This window comes from Parapedobacter pyrenivorans, assembly GCF_014636865.1.
Classification (GTDB): domain Bacteria; phylum Bacteroidota; class Bacteroidia; order Sphingobacteriales; family Sphingobacteriaceae; genus Parapedobacter; species Parapedobacter pyrenivorans.
Genome location: NZ_BMER01000004.1, coordinates 309,571 through 331,165, shown reverse-complemented (window position 1 = coordinate 331,165; position 21,595 = coordinate 309,571). Strand labels below are relative to the sequence as shown.

Genomic DNA, 21,595 nt, shown 5'->3' with positions numbered 1-21,595 from the left:
AATGGAATGAAGCATTCAGAAACGATCAATCGGTACCTCGAAACAATATCGGCGACCCGAAGGGGGCTACGGGTTCTGATCGCTGATGACTTTATCGTCGAACAGATTGCATTCTTGGAAACAGTCAGGCATTACTTACCCGAATCGGTTGCTGATGCAGTCGATAGTTCCGGGTTGGAACAATTGCTCGATCGAACCGGAAGCGGCTACGACCTCGTAATATTAGAAGATTGTTTTTTGCTAGATCCGGAGAAGTTCTACATAAAACGGACGCGCGATAGGTATCCCGATGCCAAAATCGCATTATTCATGGATCGGGAGAATTTATATCGACTGCAAACCAATCCCCAACTTTCGGATTTCGACATAATTTTGACGAAGTGCTCAACCGTAGAAGCAATCGCTGAAAAACTTTGCCTGACATTCCAAGAAACCCATTGAACGTGTTATACAAATTTGAAGAAATCCTAACTAATAAATCCTTTCACATATTGCTTGGTAAGCTCTTCCTTAGGGTAAAGAAGCACCTCTTCGGTCGGACCAAACTCAATGATTTCACCCATATACACGAAGATAATGTAATCTGAAATACGGCGCGCCTGGCGAAGGATATGGGTAACCAATACAATCGTGTACTGTTCTTTAAGCCTTACAAATAAATCTTCTATTTTATGGGTAGATATTGGATCTAGTGCTGATGTCGATTCGTCGCCAAGGATGATTTCAGGCTTTACCGCCAGCCCCCTCGCCAGGCAGAGCCGCTGCTGCTGACCAATGGAAAGTTTTGCTGCCGGTGTGTGCAGACGGTCCTTGACTTCGTTCCAGAGACTGGTGTCTTTCAACTGCTTCTCAACGATGACATCCAATTCGCTTTTTTTCCGTATGCCATGTATCCGTGGTCCATATGCGACGTTGTCATATATCGACATGGGGAGCGGATAGGGGCGTTGAGAGAGCAAGCCCATCTTTTTGCGAATATGGGTAACCTCGGCATGTGGTGCATAGATATCCTCATCGCCCACCAATACACTGCCTGATACCGTTACATTTGCCGTGTCATCCAACAACCGATTGAATGTTTTCAAGAGAGTCGTTTTCCCGCACCCTGATGGCCCGATGATTGATGTTACGCTTTTGTCGGGAATACTGATATTGATGTTTTTGAGGATGTGGTGCCCATCGATATGTACATTCAGGTCCTTGACACTGATAAGTGGGTGTTGCGTCATGTCTATATTTTGTGCTTATTCTGTTTGGTTGCCAGGACATGTGATAAAAATACGATAACCAAAATAATGATGGTAAGGATGAGGGCAGATGCGTAAGCCCGGCCTTGAACCTCGGGGATCGGACTCCCTAACTGGAAAAATATGGCCAACGGGAGGGTAGCGGCAGGTTCATCGATGTATTTAGGGATGTTATCGCTAAACCCTGCGGTGAATAGCACGGCAGCTACATCGCCGATCCCCCTTCCGAACGCCAACAGAATGGCCGTATAGATACCCGGTCTGATTTGTTTGAGAACAACTTTAGCTGCTTCCCACCGTGTGGCCCCCAACGACAGGGCGGCGTGCTTCAGTTCTTTAGGTACCGTGGCAATCACTTCATCCAACGTACGCACCAATATGGGAATAATCAGCAGTGTGACCGCTATTATTCCACCTAACAAGGAAGCCCGGACCCCCAGCCACACCATGATACTGAACGCAAATGCACCGTAGACGATCGAGGGAATACCGAACAATACATCATATGCCAACTTGGCCGACTTACTCAAAAGACTACCCTTCTTCAAGTAGATATTGAGGTACACCGAGATGGGAATGCTGATCAGTAATCCCAACACCGTAGCTCCCCCTGCAAGATATAGTGAACCGATAATGGCATTGAGTACACCACCTTCTTTACCCAGATAAAATCCCCCTTGCGGTACCTTGGATACCATATCCCAGTTGAGGTATGGCAGCCCCTTTGCAACAATAGTGCCTATAATGAGAAACAAGCTGGAACTGACCAATATGCAAGCCAACACCATCAGTGTTTTGAAAATTGCTTCCTCTGTCTTTCGCTTTTTAATACCCACTAGGAAATGAATTTATATTCTATACGATTGAGGATAATACGTGAAACTAAATTAAACAGGAAAATGATAAAAAATAACAGTAAGGCGGCAAACATCAGAGCGGAATCATATAGGGGAATTGACATCATCTCACCGAAATTATTGGCAATCAGTGCCGGCAAAGGGTACCCCGCATCGAAAACAGAAGTGGGAGCCACCGGCACATTGCCGCACACCATCAGCACTGCGATGGTTTCGCCGAATGCCCTTGACACCGCCAAAACAGCAGCTGCCATGATACCGGGGAATGCCCGTTTGAGTACGACTTTTTTGATGGTTTCCCATTTCGTTGCCCCCAAAGAAAGGGACGCGTCTTTCAACTCCTTGGGAATGGTGCGCAATACTTCCGAAACGATACTCACCAAGATGGGGAATGTCATCACAGCCAACACCACACCGCCAGTCAATACGGTATATCCGCTGGAGTATTCGATGAATTGCGGGGCCAAGTATTCGCGTACAATCGGGACCACAAAAAAAATACCCCAGACCCCGTAGATGACGGGAGGGATGCCTGCAAGAATATTTACCAGGGGTAATATGACCTTGCGGATACCCGGCTTGGCATATTCAGTGAGGTAAATGGCCATCAACAAGCACAGCGGAAGCGCCACCGCAATGGCGATCAAGGTGACCCATAACGTACCCATGATAAAGGGATAGAATCCAAACTTGCCTTTGGAAGGAGCCCATTCACTCGTGCTAAACAAGGAAAACAACGTATGTCCCTCAAATAAAGGAGCTGCCCGCCAATACAGCCCAATTCCGATCAAAAACACAAAGGAAACCGATGCGACCGAAAGGATGAGCATCGCATTGGCAATAATCTTGTCTTTTATTATCCTGATATTCAAATCAATTAAGTTTAGCCCGTTCTGTTATAAGCCACTCTTCATGGAGCGGGATGTATCCGTTTTCCAGTAGGATGGATTGCGATTCTTGTGTCAGCACGAATTTAATGAACTCAGTCACGACCACATCCCGCGGTTTACCCTTTAAAAGAAAGGACAGACTCCGTGATGGGGGAGAGGGAAAGCGCCCCTGTGCCACTGCTTGGGTAAGGCTGTCTATACTATTGTAGAAATTTTCTTCCGGGCCGATGACTCCATCATTATTCAAATCGATGGGAACTACGCGGATCCCGGGATTTTGCTGCCTCGTCTTGAGGTCATAGACGTAGTTGATATTACTGAATCCGACGGCAAATGGATTTTTCTGTATGGCCTGCACAATGCCCGGGTCCCCAAAAATCCCTACCCCTTTGAGATCCTCTTGAGATTTCCCAAGGTACGCTGCCCATGTTTCAGCAGCACCCGCCGCATCGGAACGAACATACACATACAGGTCGTCTGACGAAAAGGAAGATTCAATCTGATTCCACTTGGAAATATCGCCATCTATAAAAATCCGTTTGAATTCTTCCTGTTTGATACCGCGTTGCTGGATAGCACTTAAGTTGGGGTTTTGGCTGCTCATCGTCCCGACTACTGCGTCTTTTGCCACGTGGATGACATATGCTCCCTGGTCATATTCCTGTTGATGGATATCCCTGGAAACTAACCCGATATCAACCATCCCGTTTAGGGCATCCGCAATGCCTTTTCCGGCCCCGCCTGCTGAAATATTGAAACGGACATCGGGGTGGATGGCCTTAAATTCCTCACTCCACAATACCACGAGGGGATAAAGTGCAAATGCGCCTGATAGGCTTATCATTCCCTGCAATCCCTTTTCCTCATCCCAGCTCGATGAGTTTTTCGGTACACAACCCCATTGGAATACACAAAAGAGTGCTAATGCAATACACGGTTTGCTGATAGACCAGTGTTTATAAAAGCGCTCAACGGAGGTAATCGCCATGTTCCCTGATTAACATTTGGAGGTGCAAATATATATATAAAACAGGTAGACTTTATGTACTTTGGAAAGTTATCTCCTGATTTTTCAAATCTTCGCTTGAAAATAAGTCGTTTTTTAATTTATTAATTCACTGTAAACAAGCAATTTGTAATCAATATTTGTGAAATTTTATTTTAAAACTACTATTTCTATATACTTTAGGTATATTTGCACCATGAAGAAAGTAACTCAGTTATCTATATTTGTTGCCGGATAGCTAAGTAAGTGGTGGTCGTTATACAGCGTATCTGATACGTCATATTGGAAAACACATAATCGCCTCCATTACAGTATAGGGAGGTTTTTTTATTACGTAAATAGCTAAACAACAATCCATGCAAAGCTTTAGGACTGAACTGGAAAATCCGGTCGTCGAAAAAGAGATTATCGAGCTTGAACGCAAAATCAGGGCTTTCCGTGAAGGTTCTATCCCGGAAGAAAAATTCAAAAGCTTGCGTTTAGCCCGCGGTATTTATGGTCAGCGCCAGCCCGGTGTCCAGATGGTACGCATTAAGTTGCCATTTGGTAAAGCCACATTCAAGCAACTGCTCCGTATATCGGATATTTCCGACGAATATGCCATCCGTAACCTGCACTTCACAACCCGTCAGGACATACAGATCCATTTCGTGAGCTTGGACCGAACCCCCGAACTTTGGGCAAAGTTGGCCGAGGACGATGTGACGATCCGTGAAGCTTGTGGCAATACGGTGCGTAATGTCACGGCGTCTCCCGAAGCGGGCATTGACCCGGAAGAGCCCTTCGATGTGTCGCCATATGCACATGCTACATTTTCTTATTTCTTACGTAATCCGATTTGCCAAGAATTGGGTAGGAAGTTTAAATTCGGCTTTTCATCCAGCTCGCGCGATACAGCCTTTGCCTTCGGGCAGGACCTGGGATTTATTCCCAGGATCCGGATAGTAAATGGTATCGAAGAGCGTGGATTCAGGGTAGTGCTGGGCGGCGGATTGGGAGCTCAACCGATGGCTGGGCATGTGGTAAATGAATTTCTTCCAGAAGATCAACTGATTCCTTATTCGGAAGCCGTACTCCGGACCTTTGACAGGTATGGCGAACGAAACAATCGGAATAAGGCGCGTTTCAAATACCTGATTCAGAAATTGGGGTTGGAGGAAGTAAAGCAGCTGATCGAAGATGAGCAGACTGCCAGTAAAGTAAAGACATTCACGATCGATCGGAATGCGGTGCCTCTACCAACGCCACCGGAATTAGTTCCCTTCGAAGAAGAACAGCCTTCCAATAACTTAGCCTATGAAGTCTGGGAAAAAACGAATGTATGGCCACAAAAACAGGTAGGATTTTATGCGGTGTACGTCAAGGTGCCAACAGGAGATTTACCAACGGCAAGCGCGCGGGAATTGCTGGCAGGTATCCGTGGGCATGTTGCCGATGAAGTGCGGATAACACAAAACCAAGGATTGCTTTTGAAATTTGCAAGGAAAGAATCACTTCCACATATATACAATGTGTTGGCGAAAATCGGCTTTGCAAAACCGGGGTTTGACAGTGTTGCTGATGTGACGACCTGCCCGGGCACAGATACCTGCAACCTCGGCATTTCCAACAGTACTGAAATGGCAAGGGTGCTTGAGTCGTTGATATACGACGAATATGACGAACTTGTTTATGACCGGGAACTTAAAATAAAAATAAGCGGCTGCATGAATTCATGCGGACAGCACGGAATTGCTCACATCGGCATACATGGCAGCTCATTGAAAGCTGCTGGTAAGGTGGTTCCGGCTGCCCAGATTATGCTTGGAGGCGGTGTTTTAGGTGACGGGGATGGTCGGGTAGCCGAACGGGTAATCAAAGTTCCGTCTAAACGGGTCGTAAGTGCAGTACGGTTGCTCTTGGACGATTTTGCTGCTAATACTATTCCGGGGGAACTTTTCCATGACTACTATCTGCGGCAGACGAAAGACTATTTTTATCGCATGCTGAAACCGTTGGCTGACCTTGCTACGCTAGTTGATGACGAATTTGTCGATTGGGGCCATCAGGAAACCTATCAACAAGCGATCGGCGTGGGAGAGTGTGCTGGTGTTGTAATCGACCTTGTATCGGTTCTGCTATTCGAAGCAGAAGAGAAGCTTGCCTGGGCAAATGAGAGTTACCGTGCGGGTTCATACGCTGATGCCATCTATCATGCCTATAGTATGTATATCAGTGCGGCAAAGGCATTGCTCCTTGACAAGGGCATCCATAGCAGCACACAGATTGCTATCATTAAGGATTTTGATACAAACTTTGTGGAATCGGGTGAATACATCATACCGGGCGGCTTTGCCGGACAGGTCCTCGAAATCAATAAAAACGAGCCGTCTGAGGACTTTGCACGGCAATACTTGGCAATGGCGATTGATTTTCATGAGGTAATTGCTGCCAAGCGATCGGCTACGACTGTAATAAATAGTTAATTCGCTCAATTCAACTAAATATTAATAACGAACTATAGAAAAAATGAACGCTTATCCCAAAATAACGTTAGTAGGGGCCGGGCCCGGGGATACCGATTTAATCAGCCTCAAAGGGTTGAAAGCATTGTCGACAGCTGACGTGGTACTTTATGACGCGCTGGTCAACGAGGCATTGCTTGAATATGTTCCCGCTACGGCCGTCCGCGTATTCGTAGGTAAACGGGCGAGCCATCATGCATATAGCCAATTGGAGATTAATCAGATGTTGGTCGCCTTCGCCCGATCACACGGGCATGTCGTCCGGTTAAAGGGAGGCGATCCATTTGTATTCGGTAGAGGCGGAGAAGAAATTGAATATGCGGCAAGCCGCCATATTCCGACAGCGGTGGTGCCCGGCATATCCAGCGCCATCTCCCTTGCAGGTTTACAGGGCATACCATTGACCTATAGAGGGTTGAGCGAGAGTTTTTGGGTCATCACCGGTGCTACAACGGCCGGCTCGATTTCCAAAGATGTTTATACCGCTGCCAGAACAGCGGCTACCGTTGTCGTACTTATGGGGTTGAATAAGTTGGCCGAGATTGTACAGGTTTACCAAGAAGCGGGTAGGGGCCAACTCCCCATTGCGATTATACAGAATGGCTCGCTGCCCGATGAAAAAATTGCATTGGGAACAGTGGATAGTATTGTGGCCCGTGCCAAAGAGGAGCAAATCGGAGCACCAGCAGTGATTATTATTGGAGAAGTGGTGGCCAAACATGAGCATTTTGCGCAGGAACAGCCAAACTCGATTGCCGTATGATTCGGGTTGATGATAATCAGCTATTTCCCGTTTTTTTACAGTTGAACCAACTACATACGCTTCTTGTAGGGGGAGGGAATGTCGCATTGGAAAAACTCACCGCCCTACTGGGCAATAGTCCCAAGTCGATGATTAGCATCGTTGCTAAGGAAATAAGTCCGGCAGTGCGTAACTTTGCCGGCAATTTTCCAGGGGTGACTATGCACGAACGTAGTTTTCAGGACACGGATTTGGATTTGGTGGACCTGGTAGTGGTAGCAGCGGACAACCCTGATTTAAACGCACATATTCGCGAAGAAGGCCGCAAACGGCACTTATTAATCAATGTGGCAGACAAGCCCACGCTATGTGACTTTTACTTAGGTTCCGTCGTTAAGAAAGGAAATCTGAAAATAGGCATATCCACGAATGGCAAATCACCTACCATTGCAAAGCGGATCAAGGAGCTGCTCAACGAAGCATTGCCCGAAGAAATTGACGAGACGTTGACTTATATGAGTAAATTGCGGGATTTGCTGAAAGGCGACTTTACTGATAAGGTAAGGGAATTGAATAAACACACGGCCTCGCTGCTTGCATCAAAAGAGGGAAGATGAACACATTGACAACAGAAATCAACACGCTGGTGAGCGGGAAATCGGTACTGGAATCGTTGGCTTTGCTGGCCGATCGTTTTCCTGAACGGATTGTTTTTTCAACTAGTTTTGGCATAGAGGACCAAATCCTCACGCATTTCATTTTCAGCAATGAACTGCCTATACGGGTTTTTACGCTTGAAACGGGACGTTTATTTCCCGAAACCTATTATGTTTGGAACCGGACACTCGAAACCTACAAAAGGGAAATTGAAGCCTATTTTCCCGATACAAACGCCGTACAGCAATTGATCCGGGAAAAGGGGCCATCGAGTTTCTACGAGTCGATCGAAAATAGAAAGGAGTGTTGCCGCATCCGCAAGATTGAGCCGCTGCAGCGTGCATTGGAAGGTGTTGAATGCTGGATTACCGGTATACGGGCAGAGCAGTCGGGAGACCGGCAGGATATGTCGCAAGTAGAGTGGGATGCTGGTCATCAGCTTATTAAGTTCCACCCAATATACGATTGGTCGCTTGACGAAGTGTGGGAATATGCTAAAACAAACCACATTCCTTATAATCCACTGCATGATAAGGGATTCCCGAGTATCGGCTGTGCGCCCTGTACGCGAGCGGTAGGAGAAGGTGAGGATTTCAGGGCAGGCCGATGGTGGTGGGAAGATCAAAGTAAGAAGGAATGCGGGTTGCATGCCACATAAATAATGGGATAGGTAAGATAGAATAATAGAAGAATACAAACAATAAACATGGATTATTTAGACCATTTAGAGGCGGAGGCCATATACATTCTGCGGGAAGTGGCCGGGCAATTCGAAAAACCTGCGTTGCTGTTTTCGGGAGGCAAGGATTCAATCACGTTGGTGCATCTGGCCAAAAAGGCATTCAGACCTGGTAGGTTTCCTTTTCCACTGGTGCATATCGATACCGGTCACAATTTCCCGGAAACCATCACATTTCGTGATGAACTGATTGCTGATTTGAAGGAGAAACTGATTGTCGGGTATGTGCAGGATAGCATTGATGCCGGGAAAGCAGTTGAACAAAGCGGTAAGAATGCAAGCCGTAACCCGCTGCAAACCATTACGCTATTAGACACAATATCAACTCATGGATTTGATGCATGTATAGGCGGTGCACGGCGGGATGAAGAGAAAGCGAGAGCTAAGGAGCGGATTTTTTCGGTCCGCGACGAATTTGGGCAATGGGATCCCAAACGTCAGCGTCCCGAATTATGGAATATCTATAATGGGCGTATTCACAAGGGGGAGAATGTCCGCGTGTTTCCCATTAGCAATTGGACCGAATTGGACGTGTGGAACTATATCCGACGTGAAAATATCGACCTGCCCTCCATTTATTTTTCGCATGAACGTGATGTGATTACCCGTAATGGGCAATTGATGGCGGCCGCAGAATACCTAAACATCGACCACGAAGACGTGATTGAGTACAGGAAGGTGCGATTCCGTACGGTAGGGGACATGACCTGTACAGCAGCGGTGCCATCCGAAGCTTATCATATTGATGATATCATCGAGGAAATCCGGTTATCCAAAATCAGTGAACGCGGTGCAAGGATGGATGATAAAGTATCGGAAGCAGCGATGGAAGATCGTAAAAAGGGCGGGTATTTTTGAGGGTTCTCATGATGCCATTTGAAGGCAAATCATTTTATCAATAATCTAAAATCCAAAATGGATCTATTAAAATTTATAACAGCGGGTAGTGTAGATGACGGCAAAAGCACCTTAATAGGAAGGTTATTATACGACACTGATTCTATATTGGACGACCAACTCGAAGCTATACAACGGGCTAATCGTAAAAACAATGACGGCACGTTGGATCTGGCGATATTAACCGATGGATTAAAAGCAGAGCGTGAGCAGGGGATTACCATCGACGTGGCCTACAAATATTTCCAAACCGATAGCCGTAAATTTATTATTGCAGACGCGCCAGGACACATCCAGTATACGCGTAACATGGTAACCGGCGCATCGAACGCAGACCTAGCCATCATTTTAATCGATGCCCGCAAAGGAGTTATTGAGCAAACCCGGCGACATTCATTCCTTGTGTCGCTGCTGGCCATTCCCAACATCCTTGTATGTGTCAATAAGATGGATATGGTAGACTACGATGAGGCTGTATTTGAAAAAATTAAGACCGACTACGAGCGGCTTACCGAAAACCTAGATATCAAACAGGTAGATTATATCCCTGTGAGCGCATTGAAGGGAGATAATATCGCCACACCATCTGCCAATATCCCCTGGTATCGCGGAAAGCCGTTATTGGCATTCCTCGAGACATTACACGTCAGTCACCAATATGAAAACCAACAGGCCCGTTTTCCGGTACAGTGGGTGATCCGGCCCCAAACGGATGAGTTGCCCGATTATCGGGGATATGCAGGCCGCGTAGTCGGTGGAACATTTTCGGTGGGCGACCGAATAACCGTACTTCCGTCTGGGTTTAGTAGCACAATAAGTCATATCGAACTGGCTTCAGAATCCCTTCATACAGCTGAAAATGGCGCGTCAGTTATTCTCCATTTGGCGGACGATATTGATATCAGTAGAGGTGATATGCTGGTAAAACAAAACGAACAACCGATTGTATCACAAAGCTTTGAGTCAGAAATTTGCTGGATGGATACTACACCACTTGATCTCAATCAGGTCTATTTACTCCAACAACACGGTAGGACTGCCAAGGTAAAAATACAGGAAGTCATTTACCGTGTTGATATCGAAACACTTGAAAAGTCGGCCAATGGGCATTTCGGTTTAAATGATATCGGAAGAATCCAGTTCAAGTCTGCCGAGCCGTTAGCGTTCGATCAATACACATCCAATAAAGCAAATGGCGGCGCCATTATCATTGATCCACGGAATAACCTGACGGTTGCTGCGTTAATGATAACCAAATCGACAGGATAGTATCATTCCGCAAAAAATTCTTGTCAATTTTACGTGATATACGAACCACTCTGTGTAGTGGTTTATCTATTTATTTAACATAACGTCAATTATCAATAACAAACCATTGCCACCGCATCGAACTATCGATGCTATTATTGTAACGATTTGGGAGTTTATCCTTAAAATATCATAAAAAAACTATAGTTTAATTAAAATTTTCTAAATTTGTCGCCTTCGTAAACTATATTAAAAATTAAATTCTAAGCATGTCGAGCTATTTTGAATCGTTCATTGATTATGTTACTGTGCGTAACCCCAATCAACCCGAATACTTACAGGCCGTAAGGGAAGTTACAGAAGATATCATTCCATATATGGAGGCCAACGCAGTTGACTTAATTGATGCCAAGCTCCTTGAACGTATTTCCGAACCTGAACGGGTTATTTCATTCCGCGTTGTTTGGATGGATGATGATAATAACGTGCAGGTCAACCGTGGCTATCGCGTGCAGATGAATAGTGCACTGGGTCCGTATAAAGGCGGTCTGCGGTTTTCACCGACCGTGGATCTGAGCGTATTGAAATTCCTCGCCTTTGAGCAGACGTTCAAAAATAGTCTCACTGGATTACCGTTGGGCGCAGGCAAAGGTGGCGCGGATTTCGACCCGAAAGGCAAATCTGATAACGAGATCATGCGTTTTTGCCAAAGCTTTATGACTGAGCTCTTTCGCCATATCGGTGCTGATACCGATGTGCCAGCTGGCGATATTGGTGTTGGCGAACGTGAAATCGGTTATCTATTTGGACAATACAAACGTCTTCGGAATAATTTTACCGGGGTATTGACGGGCAAGGGACCGGCTTGGGGTGGCAGCTTTATTCGGCCGGAAGCAACCGGATTCGGCCTGCTTTATTTTGTTGAGCGCATGTTTTATGAGACTCAAAACACACTGAAAGGTAAAACGGTAGCGATTTCGGGAGCAGGTAATGTTGCTTATTATGCTGCTCTAAAAGCAATATCATTGGGCGCCAAGGTAGTTACCATATCCAATAGTAACGGTACCATTTACGACGAACATGGGTTTTCGCAGGAGAAGCTGGATTATGTAAACACCCTTAAACGGAATCTTGAAGCATATACGACCCGTTTCCCTGCCGAGTATCATGAGGGGAAAAAGCCTTGGCAATTTGCTTGTGATATCGCCCTCCCCTGCGCTACTCAAAACGAATTAGATGAGCAAGATGTACGGCAACTTTTAAAAAATGGCTGTATCTGCATAGCCGAGGGTGCAAATATGCCGTGTACTGAGCTTGCAGTGAAAGCAATACTGAAATCAAAGATACTTTATGCTCCTGGTAAAGCCGCCAATGCTGGTGGAGTGGCTGTATCTGGACTTGAGATGTCTCAGAATCGGGTTGGTCAGCAGTGGACCGCTGACAAGGTAGATGGTAAACTCAAGAAAATCATGCAAGAAATTCACGATACTTGTGTGCATTATGGTAAAGATAAAAACGGCGTAATCAACTACCTGAAAGGTGCCAACATTGGTGGCTTTGTGAAGGTCGCCACAGCAATGAAGGCACAAGGATTTGTCTAAAAAAACGTGAAATATCCCCCGTATGAGAACGATAGCGGAGCTGCCCCATCCGGACTTTAAGATTACCATCTTTGCGATGAATCAGAAATTCATTATCAAGTTTGAGCAAGGGACATTGGAACAGGTCTATAAAATTGCTGAAATCGATGTGACTAATGGGGTCGACGGGGTGTTTCAACTAGTTGATACCGAGTTTACTCAGTCCGTTTCTGCTCGTTTCCAAGAAATGAGACAATCGTTTATCAACGCCTATAACCGACATGAATATTAAATTGATTTATAATAGGTAAACAATATTAAATCAATATTATATATTGTTCATTAAATAGGTTACGACGCTCGGTACGCCCACACTGGCTTGGTCGTCGAAACAAATGAGATCCAGGTGCTTCGACAGCGTTGACGCACGAGGATCGACAACGTACCGTTGAGCATCGCATGGCACCACGTCCAATAGGCCCGCTGCAGGATATACCTGCAGCGAGGTACCTATAACCATGAAGATGGATGCTTGGCGACAGATCTGCGTGGCTTCAGTCATTGCGGGGACGGGTTCACCGAACCAAACCACATGCGGACGCAATTGGCTTCCTAATTCACAAAGTTCACCCATTGATATTTCGCTGCCCGCAACGGGATAAACTAAATTCGGATTGATGCTCGATTGTGATTTTGTAATAAGGCCATGCAGGTGCAGTACTTTACTCGATCCTGCCCTTTCATGTAAATCATCAATGTTTTGCGTAATGATCGTTACTTGGTATCGTTTTTCGAGTTCTACCAATGCGAGGTGCGCCGCATTGGGTTCTGCCTCAAGCACTGATTTTCGGCGCAGATTATAGAAATGCTGTACCCTTTCTGGATTCGCTCTCCATGCTTCCGGCGTGGCCACATCTTCGATTCGATAACCTTCCCATAACCCATCTTCTCCCCTGAATGTCTTAAGACCGCTCTCGGCTGAGATGCCGGCGCCGGTAAATACAACGATATGTTTCATTCGTAAACAATAAAATTTAGCGGTTTCACAGGAACAAAATAAGCAATCTTCCAGCGTTTTTGCTAAAGAATAAACCCGGAATGGCTTACCTTTGTTGCCGATGATTGAATTGTATACTGACGGGGCTTCAAGTGGCAACCCCGGTCCGGGGGGCTACGGGGCAATCTTGAGAGCCGGCTCACACTATAAAGAAATAGCCGAAGGCTTCCGGAAGACCACTAATAATCGAATGGAATTGATGGCCGTTATAAAGGGTTTAGAGGCGCTCAGGAAACCGAACCAGCATGTAACCGTTTACTCCGACTCAAAATATGTTATCGATGCTGTAGAGAAGGGTTGGGTACATGGTTGGGTACGGAAGGGATTTGCGGGTAAAAAGAACAAGGATTTATGGTTACGATTTCTTCATACTTATAAACTGCATCATGTACGTTTTATATGGGTAAAAGGGCACGCTGGCCACCCCGAGAACGAACGCTGCGATCGCCTTGCGGTACAGGCGTCGCTCGACTCCGCCAATTGGGGAATTGATGCGGTTTTCGAAGGGGGCAATTCCTAGGAAAATACCCATTTTGGTGTATTGCTATTGGCCTTCCTTCTTTCGAGGTTTGTGATGTTCTAGGACTAAGTTTTTTGTAAAAAAATATCCTTATTATGAAAGAGTCAAACAACGAAAGGAAAAGTAAGTTGAATTTAATCCCGATTGAACTAGCCCAGCAAATGATCAAAGCTTACGACACGCAGCGGCGAGTACCAGCGGCAAGGAAAAGAAGTAAGGAATTAGGTAAGCCGATGGAGGAGCCCCGTTCATTTTGGGTGAGCAAAGAAGCGTTGCTTGAGCTGATGAAATTAAATAATGCTGATGGAATACGATTCTACTACGCAATTGCGGACGATTATCCGGGTTTTGACTTAAAGAAACCTAATCATAAGAAGGCACATACCGCGATAATGGTAGCCACGAAATCGGATGATCCGGAGAATCCCACCATGGAAAACAGCACGGATTGTCTCAATATCCCCATGAAGACAACGATCGTTAAGAGTAAGGGAAAAATCGGTCCTGTTATCTTGCCCATTGCCCCGTCGTGGGCGGGCCTACCGGCAGATGAACTAGACTTATGCCCTCCCCCCTCTTCCAAAGGTCAACTTTTATGATCATCGGTTATCACGTCATTTATTTAGCAAGGATTTAGCTACCGGCGAAAATATTACCTCCTCCATTCGTACGCGATGAATAGCGTTACCGTGATTTTATTGGGACTAATCCTTCTAGGTGCAGGTATCGGTTTTTATAATCGAAATAACCTTAGATTACCGGTATTGAAATTATTTCCTTATTTTCTGCTATTTCAATTTCTTTATCAGTTGATCGCATCCCTGTACTCGTTTGTTTTAACCGAACATGCGTCCAATCATTTTATATTTAACATCTCACTCCCAATAAATATGTTGTGCTTTGGCGTATTGTTTCACGGCATTGTCAGGCACCCGGTCAAGCGAAAAGTGATCATTGTGGGCACCGCATTAAACCTGCTTTTTTTCCTTATTGATCTGTTGTTTGTCCAGGACATATCATTCTTGATGACCTATCCCCGAACAACGATGTCCATTTCATTGGTTATTTACAGCCTGTTGTTTTTTCATGAAATCGTCACGTCTGATAGCGGATACGATATCAATCCGGTTCGTAACGCGTCGTTTTGGATTGTAACTGGAATATTCTTCTTTTACCTCAGTAGTACGCTCACCATTATTTTTTGGAACTATTTTGTTGTCAATAACGAATATTTCGGTACCGTGATGTTGCGTGTATTTGCGTTCATATTATATTCAATGTATATTGCTGGTATATTACTGCATAAGCCAACCGACGAAATCAGGTAGCCTTACTGGCGTGTATGAATTTCGAAACAAATGGGAACGACAAACATCGAAGTAGTCATTGCTGTCCTTTTTGGCAGTTTAATACTCGCATTGATTGGTGTATTTATGTTCGTTATGGTGATATTTTATCAGAAACGAAAAATAAAGACAATCAGGGAGCAACAGCGTTTGATTGCTCAATACGAACAGGCGGTATTAAAGGCTAAAGTGGAGATACGTGAAGAAACGTTGAAATACGTCGGACAAGAACTCCACGACAATGTTGGTCAGGTGCTTTCATTAATCAAACTCTACCTCTCCCGTCCGGGTACACAGCCGAAGACGGATGTCAAACAGCTAATCGATCAAGCGATTACTGATATTCGTTTATTATCTCATGATCTCAATATCAACCGCGTGGAACAGTACTCGCTTAGTGATTTCATCGAACAGGAGCTTAATAAGGTGCATAAAGCTGGCCTTGTAAAGACTTCTTTTGAAAACACCGGTTTCTGTGAGCCCTCGAACATTCAAAATCGCTTGATGATAAGCCGGATTTTCCAGGAATGCATCAATAATATCCTAAAACATGCAGAAGCTAAACATATATTTGTTAAGTTAGTAGCGGAAAATGATGGTTGTATCCTGTCAATCGCTGATGATGGCGTAGGTTTTGAGACGGATTCCACCTTCACTGGAGCGGGGCTCATCAATATTTACGATCGGGTCAATCTTATTCGGGGCAATATTAAGATTGATTCTTCCTCTAATGGTGGCGGGACTCACATACAATTGCGTATTCCACAAGATTGACCATTTTCTTTCGTGTATAACCAATGATAACTATTGCCATTGCCGATGACCATAAACTGATGTCCGAAGGTATCGCTTCTATTTTGCAGTCGGATCCTGAGTTGGCTGTTGTCAAAATCTGCGGTAACGGCAAGGAACTTATCGAATACCTACGATCTCATATCGTGGATTTAGTCCTTATCGACTTAAATATGCCGGTATTGAATGGGCCTGATACGATCCGCATTCTCAAAAACAATCGAACGCCTAGCAAAATCGTGGTGCTAAGCATGTATGCAGATGAAAATATTTACGCGAAATGCAGGGAATTGGCCATCAATGGTTATTTGCATAAAGACTCGGACGCCCAACACCTCATAGACACGATCAAGGCCATATATGATGGCGAAAACCGGTACGATTACGACCATACCTTAAAACCAGGTCAATCCGACGTGCTTTTTGAAGACAAGTTCCTGAAAAAATTTAAACTTTCAAGGCGCGAACTGGAAATAATCGGATTGGTACGTAACGGCCACACCAATCAGGAAATAGCGGATATATTGTTTTTATCTATACATACCATAATGACACACCGCAAAAACATCCTGCATAAATTAGGTGTTCGCAATACTGCGGAAATGCTGGCTTTGATCAGTATATAGTATCGGACCCCTAGAGTTGGTCGCTATATACGTAGCGTATTTCATTGCGAAGGTTGTAGTGAGATGCCATCACCTCACCGTAAGCACCCGCGGTCCGTATGGCAATAAGATCCCCACGTTCTGATGGTGCAAGTTGCACCTCTTTTCCAAAACAATCGCTGCTCTCGCATATAGGGCCAACGACATCGTAGTGTACCTGATCCTTTGTCGTTCCGGCAGGAACCGGGCTAAGCTTCTGGATGTGATGATAGGCTTGGTATAGTGCCGGGCGCATCAGCTCGGTCATTCCGGCATCCAGGATAAGGAAATTTTTCTTGATGCCATTTTTAACATATAGCACACGACTGACCAAACTGCCGCATTGCGATACTAATGCCCTGCCTAACTCAAAATGGACTTCCTGACCGGCTTTGCGTTCGAGAAAATCAGAAAAAACCGTGAAGTATGACTTGAAATCTGGGATGGGCCTCGCGTCTGGCTCGTGATAATCTACTCCCAACCCCCCCCCTACATTGAGAACTTTTAAACGGAAACCACGTTCGTCAAACCAGTTATTTAGTTCGTTCACTTTCACACACAAGCTTTTGAATACATTCAGATCGGTTATTTGCGAACCGATATGGAAATGGATTCCGATCAACTCGATATGCGGACACGATCGCAGCGCTTCGATTGCATCCGCCAATTCCCAATGTGCAATACCAAACTTATTTTCATCCAAACCGGTAGTAATATAATGGTGGGTCTGGGCATCCACGTTTGGATTGATACGAAGGGCTACACTCGCTTTTTTGCCCTGATTGGCTGCCAGTTGGTCAATAATGTGCAGCTCCTGAATAGATTCGACGTTAAAAGCAAAGATATTCTGACTCAGTGCAAATGTGATTTCCTTATCTGATTTACCCACACCGGCAAACACAATTTTAGTGGGATCGAATCCGATGTCGATGGCCTTTTTTACCTCATTTCCACTCACACAATCCGCACCGAAGCCAGCCTCCAATACGTGTTTCAGTAAGCGCTCGTTGAAATTAGCCTTAAGGGCATAGTGCACATGAAAGCCCAATTCCGCCGAAGCTTGTTTGGCAGCATCCAATGTTTGCGCCAATAGGTCGAGATCATAATAGTAAAACGGCGTTTCGTGCTTGGAAAGAGCGGTAATGAGTCCAGAGTTAAACATAATCGGTCACACGCTTATTTTTTTAGAAAAGTCTGTTATGCAAGGACCGCAAAGCCTCAACCTTGTTTTCCGTTTGCAGCAACAAGGAAATGTTATAATTGCTTCCGCCATAGGAAATCATCCGCACGGGAATGTGCTTTACAGCATCCAATACGCGCGAAGCATAACCATGCGTATCCGGCCCGAAATCACCCACCACACATATGATGGTTTGGTCGCGGTCTATCTCCACCGATCCAAAATCTAAAAGTTCCTTCTCAATTTCTGGAAGGTATTTGGTTTCATCTATCGTCAATGATATGGCCACCTCGGAGGTTGTAATCATATCTATCGGTGTTTTGTAACGTTCGAACACCTCAAACACGCGCCGTAAAAAACCGTATGCCAACAGCATCCGCGAGGAATGGATACGTATGGCAGTAATACCGTCTTTTGCCGCAATAGAGCGCACAATTCCCTTGGTAGCGCCTGCTTTGCTTATCAGTGTTCCATGTGCCTTGGGTTCCATGGTATTGAGAATACGTACCGGTACGTTGTAGCGTTGCGCGGGAAAAACACTCTGCGGATGCAATATTTTGGCGCCGAAATAAGCCAGCTCCGCAGCCTCGTCAAAACTAAGATTAGCAATTGGTGCAGTACCCTTTACTACACGAGGATCGTTATTGTGCATCCCGTCGATGTCTGTCCATATCTGAACTTCGTCAGCACCGATGGCAGCGCCAATGAGCGACGCGGTATAGTCGCTCCCACCCCTACGGAGGTTGTCGATTTCGCCGAAGGCATTTCGACATATATATCCTTGGGTAATGAAGAAGTTATGATCACTGGATTGAAGCAATAATTCATTCAATTGCTCGCGGATGAAATCTATTTTTGGTTCGTTATCTTCATCAATTTTCATGAAGTCAAGCGCAGGCAAAAGCTTGGAACGTATACCAAGCTCGGTTAGGTGGAAATGGAAGAGCGTAGTGGAAATCAATTCCCCTTGGGCCAAGATGATTTTTTCTTCAGTGGGTGTAAACAAATGACTCGAAAAAGACTCGATCAAATTGAAGTGATAATCAATTAAACCCCTACCATTCTGATACCCTTCATCCGTAGCAAACAGTTCTGAGATGAACACATTATATTTGTCATAAAGCAAACCGATGAGCTCAGCTGCTTTATCTTTATCTCCAGACCCGAACGCTTGGGATATTTCCACCAATGCATTGGTTGTACCTGCTACAGCAGATAAAACGACGATCTGGCGTTCCTGTGGCTGGATGATATCCAGCAGTGCTTTGATGCGTGTTGCACTTCCTACGGAAGTTCCCCCGAATTTTAATACTTTCATCGATGGTATTATGGATTAGGACTATTCGAACTCGCGATCTGGTCGGATAATCACTTAAAAATTAAGGCACAAAGATAGCTAAATAGCCCTTCATGCCATAATTAAGGTATTGAATTTATTTCTTTAGATGCTCGATGATCAAACTGGCCAGTTCCTCTCCAATACGTTCTTGCGCCTCACCAGTAGCTGCACCGATATGCGGTGTGAGCGATACCTTGGGATGGGTAAGTAGTTCCTTACGCGGAGTGGGTTCGTTTTCGAACACGTCAATGCCAGCGAACGCCACCTTGCCACTATTAAGCGCGTCGATAAGTGCTAACTCATCGATAACACCACCACGTGACGCGTTTACTAGACCTACCCCCGTCTTTAATAAGGCAAATTCGTCCTTTCCAATGATCGGTTTATCTGTAAATGGAACGTGTATTGAAATGAAGTCCGAACGCTGCAATAATTCTGTAATTTCCACCTGCTGGATGGGTACATCGACTGTAATACCGCCGGAAAGTTCAACGGGAAGGCTTGTAGGAGCGTCAAATAAATCACTCACAATAACGTCCATACCTAAGCCCAAGCCTACTTTTGCGGTTTCACGTCCGATCCGCCCAATCCCCACAATCCCGAGTGTCTTACCCCGTAATTCAATTCCGTTGGCGTAAGCCTTTTTTAAGCCGCCGAAATTCGTGTCACCTTCGATGGGCATCTTGCGTTGGGCATCGTATAGAAAGCGGACGCCGCCCAATAAATGAGCAAATACAAGTTCTGCCACGGACAACGAAGACGCCGCCGGCGTATTGACCACGACAATACCTTTGGAGCGGGCATATTCCACATCAATATTGTCCATGCCTACCCCGCCCCTACCAATCAATTTCAAACCGGGGCAACGGTCTATTAGTTCTTTACGGACTTTGGTGGCGCTACGCACTGTGATTGCATCGTACGCCTGCAGTTTTTCAGAAAGCTCATCTTGTGATATATGAGTGGTATCGACGGTAAATCCGGCGCTTTCAAGTAATTGTTTACCCAATGGGTCTATTCCGTCGTTAGCTAAAATCTTCATGTCTGACGTCTATTTGTTTTTTTCTTTGAATTCCTGCATCGTATCCACAAGCGCATTTACACCGGTAATGCTCAATGCATTGTAAATCGATGCCCTAAATCCACCAACACTACGATGTCCTTTTAAGCCTATAAGACCACGTTCTTTTGCCAATTCTAAAAACGCGGCTTCATGAGCTTTGTCTTCTGTCACGAATGTTACATTCATGCGTGAGCGATCTTCCGGCGCAGCCGTGCCTTTGAATAGCGGGTTTCGATCGATCTCGTCGTAAAGCGCGCGCGCCTTAATGATATTTTCCTGTTCGATTACCGCTACCCCACCCTTGCTTTTCAACCAACGGAGGTTAAGCATCGACACATAAATCGAAAACACGGGAGGCGTGTTGTACATAGACCCAGCTGCAATGTGCGGTTGGTAATCAAAGATGGTAGGCAGCGTGCGACCTGTTTTTCCTAACAGCTCGTCTTTTACAATGACCAGGGTTGCGCCTGCTGGGCCCATATTTTTTTGTGCACCCGCATAGATAAGCCCATAGTCCGCAACGTTTATTTTGCGGCTCAGGATATCTGATGACATGTCGGACACCAAGGGAATGGACGTTTTGGGAACATCAAAAACTTCCGTTCCAAAGATCGTGTTGTTTGTTGTGTAATGGAAGTATGCGGCATCAGTCGGAACCTCATAGACCTTCGGAATGTATGAATAATTGGCATCAGCCGAGGATGCTACGACCGTCACTTCACCCAATTTCTTTGCTTCTTTTATAGCCTTGCTAGCCCAGGTTCCCGTATCCAAATAGGCGGCCTTACCACCTTCCGGTAATAGATTCAACGGAACCATGGCAAACTGCGTGCTCGCCCCTCCCTGCAGGAACAGGATCGAATAACCCTGGGGTACGGAAAGCAAGTCACGCACCAAACGCTCGGTCTCGTTCATCACCGCCTCGAATTCTTTGCTTCGGTGAGATATTTCCAGGATAGACAATCCGGTATCATTGAAATTCAATACGGCTTGGGATGCTTCCTGGAAAACCTCCTGAGGTAATATGCAGGGCCCCGCTCCAAAATTATGTTTCATATTTATTTTGTCTGAAAGGTGTATCCTTTTAATTCGCCGCAAAAATAGCAATTATTCATTGAGATTCATTCAATAATTCTAATAATTTGTTGCGAATAATTCAATAAAAATCTATTGTTCGTTAAGCCGGTAATAGCAGTTTCCAGGCTTCGGCTACCCTCCTTCATCAAGTAGTTCGGCCGCCCTATGATGTAGGTGTCGGTGTAAGGTGGCGCTGTCGCCAATGAATGT

General features: G+C 45.3%; 23 protein-coding genes. 14 read left to right on the top strand and 9 right to left on the bottom strand.

Annotated elements, in window-relative coordinates; all coding sequences use genetic code 11:
* Positions 1-6: 6 nt before the first annotated feature.
* Positions 7-441: a hypothetical protein gene (locus IEV98_RS18475; protein WP_188507508.1), complete on the top strand. Its 435-nt coding sequence runs from the start codon at positions 7-9 to the stop codon at positions 439-441.
* A gap of 26 nt (positions 442-467) precedes the next feature.
* On the opposite strand, the gene IEV98_RS18470 is transcribed toward IEV98_RS18475, so the two are convergent.
* From IEV98_RS18470 to IEV98_RS18455, 4 genes are read right to left on the bottom strand one after another with little or no spacing between them, the layout of a single operon-like run.
* Entirely contained in the window at positions 468-1,229 is a 762-nt protein-coding gene (locus IEV98_RS18470; RefSeq protein WP_188507507.1) for a phosphate ABC transporter ATP-binding protein, read from the bottom strand.
* Positions 1,230-1,231: 2 nt separating this feature from the next.
* Positions 1,232-2,083, bottom strand: a complete 852-nt coding sequence (locus IEV98_RS18465) for a PstA family ABC transporter permease (protein WP_229738838.1) — start codon at positions 2,081-2,083, stop codon at positions 1,232-1,234.
* Positions 2,083-2,976, bottom strand: coding sequence for a phosphate ABC transporter permease subunit PstC (pstC, locus tag IEV98_RS18460; protein ID WP_188507506.1), 894 nt, complete (start codon positions 2,974-2,976; stop codon positions 2,083-2,085). The genes IEV98_RS18465 and pstC overlap by 1 nt, the downstream gene beginning before the upstream one ends.
* A 1-nt stretch (position 2,977) precedes the next feature.
* Positions 2,978-3,982 carry a PstS family phosphate ABC transporter substrate-binding protein gene (locus tag IEV98_RS18455; RefSeq protein ID WP_188507505.1) on the bottom strand — a complete coding sequence of 335 codons (1,005 nt, stop codon included), beginning with the start codon at positions 3,980-3,982 and terminating at the stop codon, positions 2,978-2,980.
* 374 nt (positions 3,983-4,356) lie between these two features.
* Between IEV98_RS18455 and IEV98_RS18450 the strand changes: the two genes are divergently transcribed.
* From IEV98_RS18450 to IEV98_RS18415, 8 genes are all read left to right on the top strand, one after another.
* On the top strand, positions 4,357-6,465 hold the full coding sequence (locus IEV98_RS18450; protein ID WP_188507504.1) for a ferredoxin-like domain-containing protein: 2,109 nt from the start codon (positions 4,357-4,359) through the stop codon (positions 6,463-6,465).
* Between the two features lie 43 nt (positions 6,466-6,508).
* Positions 6,509-7,267 (top strand): uroporphyrinogen-III C-methyltransferase, encoded by a 759-nt coding sequence (gene cobA / locus IEV98_RS18445; RefSeq protein ID WP_188507503.1) that lies wholly within the window; start codon positions 6,509-6,511, stop codon positions 7,265-7,267.
* Complete coding sequence (locus tag IEV98_RS18440) at positions 7,264-7,863, top strand: precorrin-2 dehydrogenase/sirohydrochlorin ferrochelatase family protein (RefSeq protein WP_188507502.1); 600 nt, start codon at positions 7,264-7,266, stop codon at positions 7,861-7,863. Before cobA ends, IEV98_RS18440 begins: the two co-directional genes overlap by 4 nt.
* Positions 7,860-8,561: a phosphoadenylyl-sulfate reductase gene (locus IEV98_RS18435; protein WP_188507501.1), complete on the top strand. Its 702-nt coding sequence runs from the start codon at positions 7,860-7,862 to the stop codon at positions 8,559-8,561. Before IEV98_RS18440 ends, IEV98_RS18435 begins: the two co-directional genes overlap by 4 nt.
* Before the next feature lie 48 nt (positions 8,562-8,609).
* Entirely contained in the window at positions 8,610-9,500 is an 891-nt protein-coding gene (gene cysD, locus IEV98_RS18430) for a sulfate adenylyltransferase subunit CysD (RefSeq protein ID WP_188507500.1), read from the top strand.
* A gap of 57 nt (positions 9,501-9,557) precedes the next feature.
* Positions 9,558-10,808, top strand: coding sequence for a sulfate adenylyltransferase subunit 1 (locus tag IEV98_RS18425; RefSeq protein ID WP_188507499.1), 1,251 nt, complete (start codon positions 9,558-9,560; stop codon positions 10,806-10,808).
* 248 nt (positions 10,809-11,056) lie between these two features.
* On the top strand, positions 11,057-12,388 hold the full coding sequence (gene gdhA / locus IEV98_RS18420; RefSeq protein WP_188507498.1) for an NADP-specific glutamate dehydrogenase: 1,332 nt from the start codon (positions 11,057-11,059) through the stop codon (positions 12,386-12,388).
* Between the two features lie 22 nt (positions 12,389-12,410).
* Positions 12,411-12,659, top strand: a complete 249-nt coding sequence (locus IEV98_RS18415) for a hypothetical protein (protein WP_188507497.1) — start codon at positions 12,411-12,413, stop codon at positions 12,657-12,659.
* 36 nt (positions 12,660-12,695) lie between these two features.
* Here IEV98_RS18415 and IEV98_RS18410 read toward each other — a convergent pair whose 3' ends face one another.
* Positions 12,696-13,385, bottom strand: coding sequence for an SIR2 family NAD-dependent protein deacylase (locus IEV98_RS18410; RefSeq protein ID WP_188507496.1), 690 nt, complete (start codon positions 13,383-13,385; stop codon positions 12,696-12,698).
* A 100-nt stretch (positions 13,386-13,485) separates the two neighbouring features.
* Here IEV98_RS18410 and rnhA point away from each other — a divergent pair, with 100 nt between their 5' ends.
* The 5 genes from rnhA (at position 13,486) to IEV98_RS18385 (ending at position 16,708) form a co-directional block, all read left to right on the top strand.
* Complete coding sequence (rnhA, locus tag IEV98_RS18405) at positions 13,486-13,944, top strand: ribonuclease HI (RefSeq protein ID WP_188507495.1); 459 nt, start codon at positions 13,486-13,488, stop codon at positions 13,942-13,944.
* A 95-nt stretch (positions 13,945-14,039) separates the two neighbouring features.
* Complete coding sequence (locus tag IEV98_RS18400) at positions 14,040-14,543, top strand: hypothetical protein (RefSeq protein ID WP_188507494.1); 504 nt, start codon at positions 14,040-14,042, stop codon at positions 14,541-14,543.
* 291 nt (positions 14,544-14,834) lie between these two features.
* Positions 14,835-15,272: a hypothetical protein gene (locus IEV98_RS18395; protein WP_229738837.1), complete on the top strand. Its 438-nt coding sequence runs from the start codon at positions 14,835-14,837 to the stop codon at positions 15,270-15,272.
* Positions 15,273-15,302: 30 nt separating this feature from the next.
* Positions 15,303-16,064 carry a sensor histidine kinase gene (locus IEV98_RS18390; protein WP_188507492.1) on the top strand — a complete coding sequence of 254 codons (762 nt, stop codon included), beginning with the start codon at positions 15,303-15,305 and terminating at the stop codon, positions 16,062-16,064.
* Positions 16,065-16,087: 23 nt separating this feature from the next.
* Complete coding sequence (locus IEV98_RS18385) at positions 16,088-16,708, top strand: response regulator transcription factor (RefSeq protein ID WP_188507491.1); 621 nt, start codon at positions 16,088-16,090, stop codon at positions 16,706-16,708.
* Positions 16,709-16,718: 10 nt separating this feature from the next.
* On the opposite strand, the gene lysA is transcribed toward IEV98_RS18385, so the two are convergent.
* The 4 genes from lysA to serC all read right to left on the bottom strand — a co-directional run bounded on the left by lysA (position 16,719) and on the right by serC (position 21,364).
* Complete coding sequence (lysA, locus tag IEV98_RS18380; RefSeq protein WP_188507490.1) at positions 16,719-17,888, bottom strand: diaminopimelate decarboxylase; 1,170 nt, start codon at positions 17,886-17,888, stop codon at positions 16,719-16,721.
* A 22-nt stretch (positions 17,889-17,910) separates the two neighbouring features.
* Complete coding sequence (locus IEV98_RS18375) at positions 17,911-19,224, bottom strand: aspartate kinase (protein WP_188507489.1); 1,314 nt, start codon at positions 19,222-19,224, stop codon at positions 17,911-17,913.
* A 115-nt stretch (positions 19,225-19,339) separates the two neighbouring features.
* A complete protein-coding gene (locus IEV98_RS18370; RefSeq protein WP_188507488.1) occupies positions 19,340-20,287 on the bottom strand; it encodes a D-2-hydroxyacid dehydrogenase in 948 nt (315 codons plus the stop codon).
* A 9-nt stretch (positions 20,288-20,296) separates the two neighbouring features.
* Positions 20,297-21,364: a 3-phosphoserine/phosphohydroxythreonine transaminase gene (gene serC, locus IEV98_RS18365; protein ID WP_188507487.1), complete on the bottom strand. Its 1,068-nt coding sequence runs from the start codon at positions 21,362-21,364 to the stop codon at positions 20,297-20,299.
* Between the last annotated feature and the right edge of the window lie 231 nt (positions 21,365-21,595).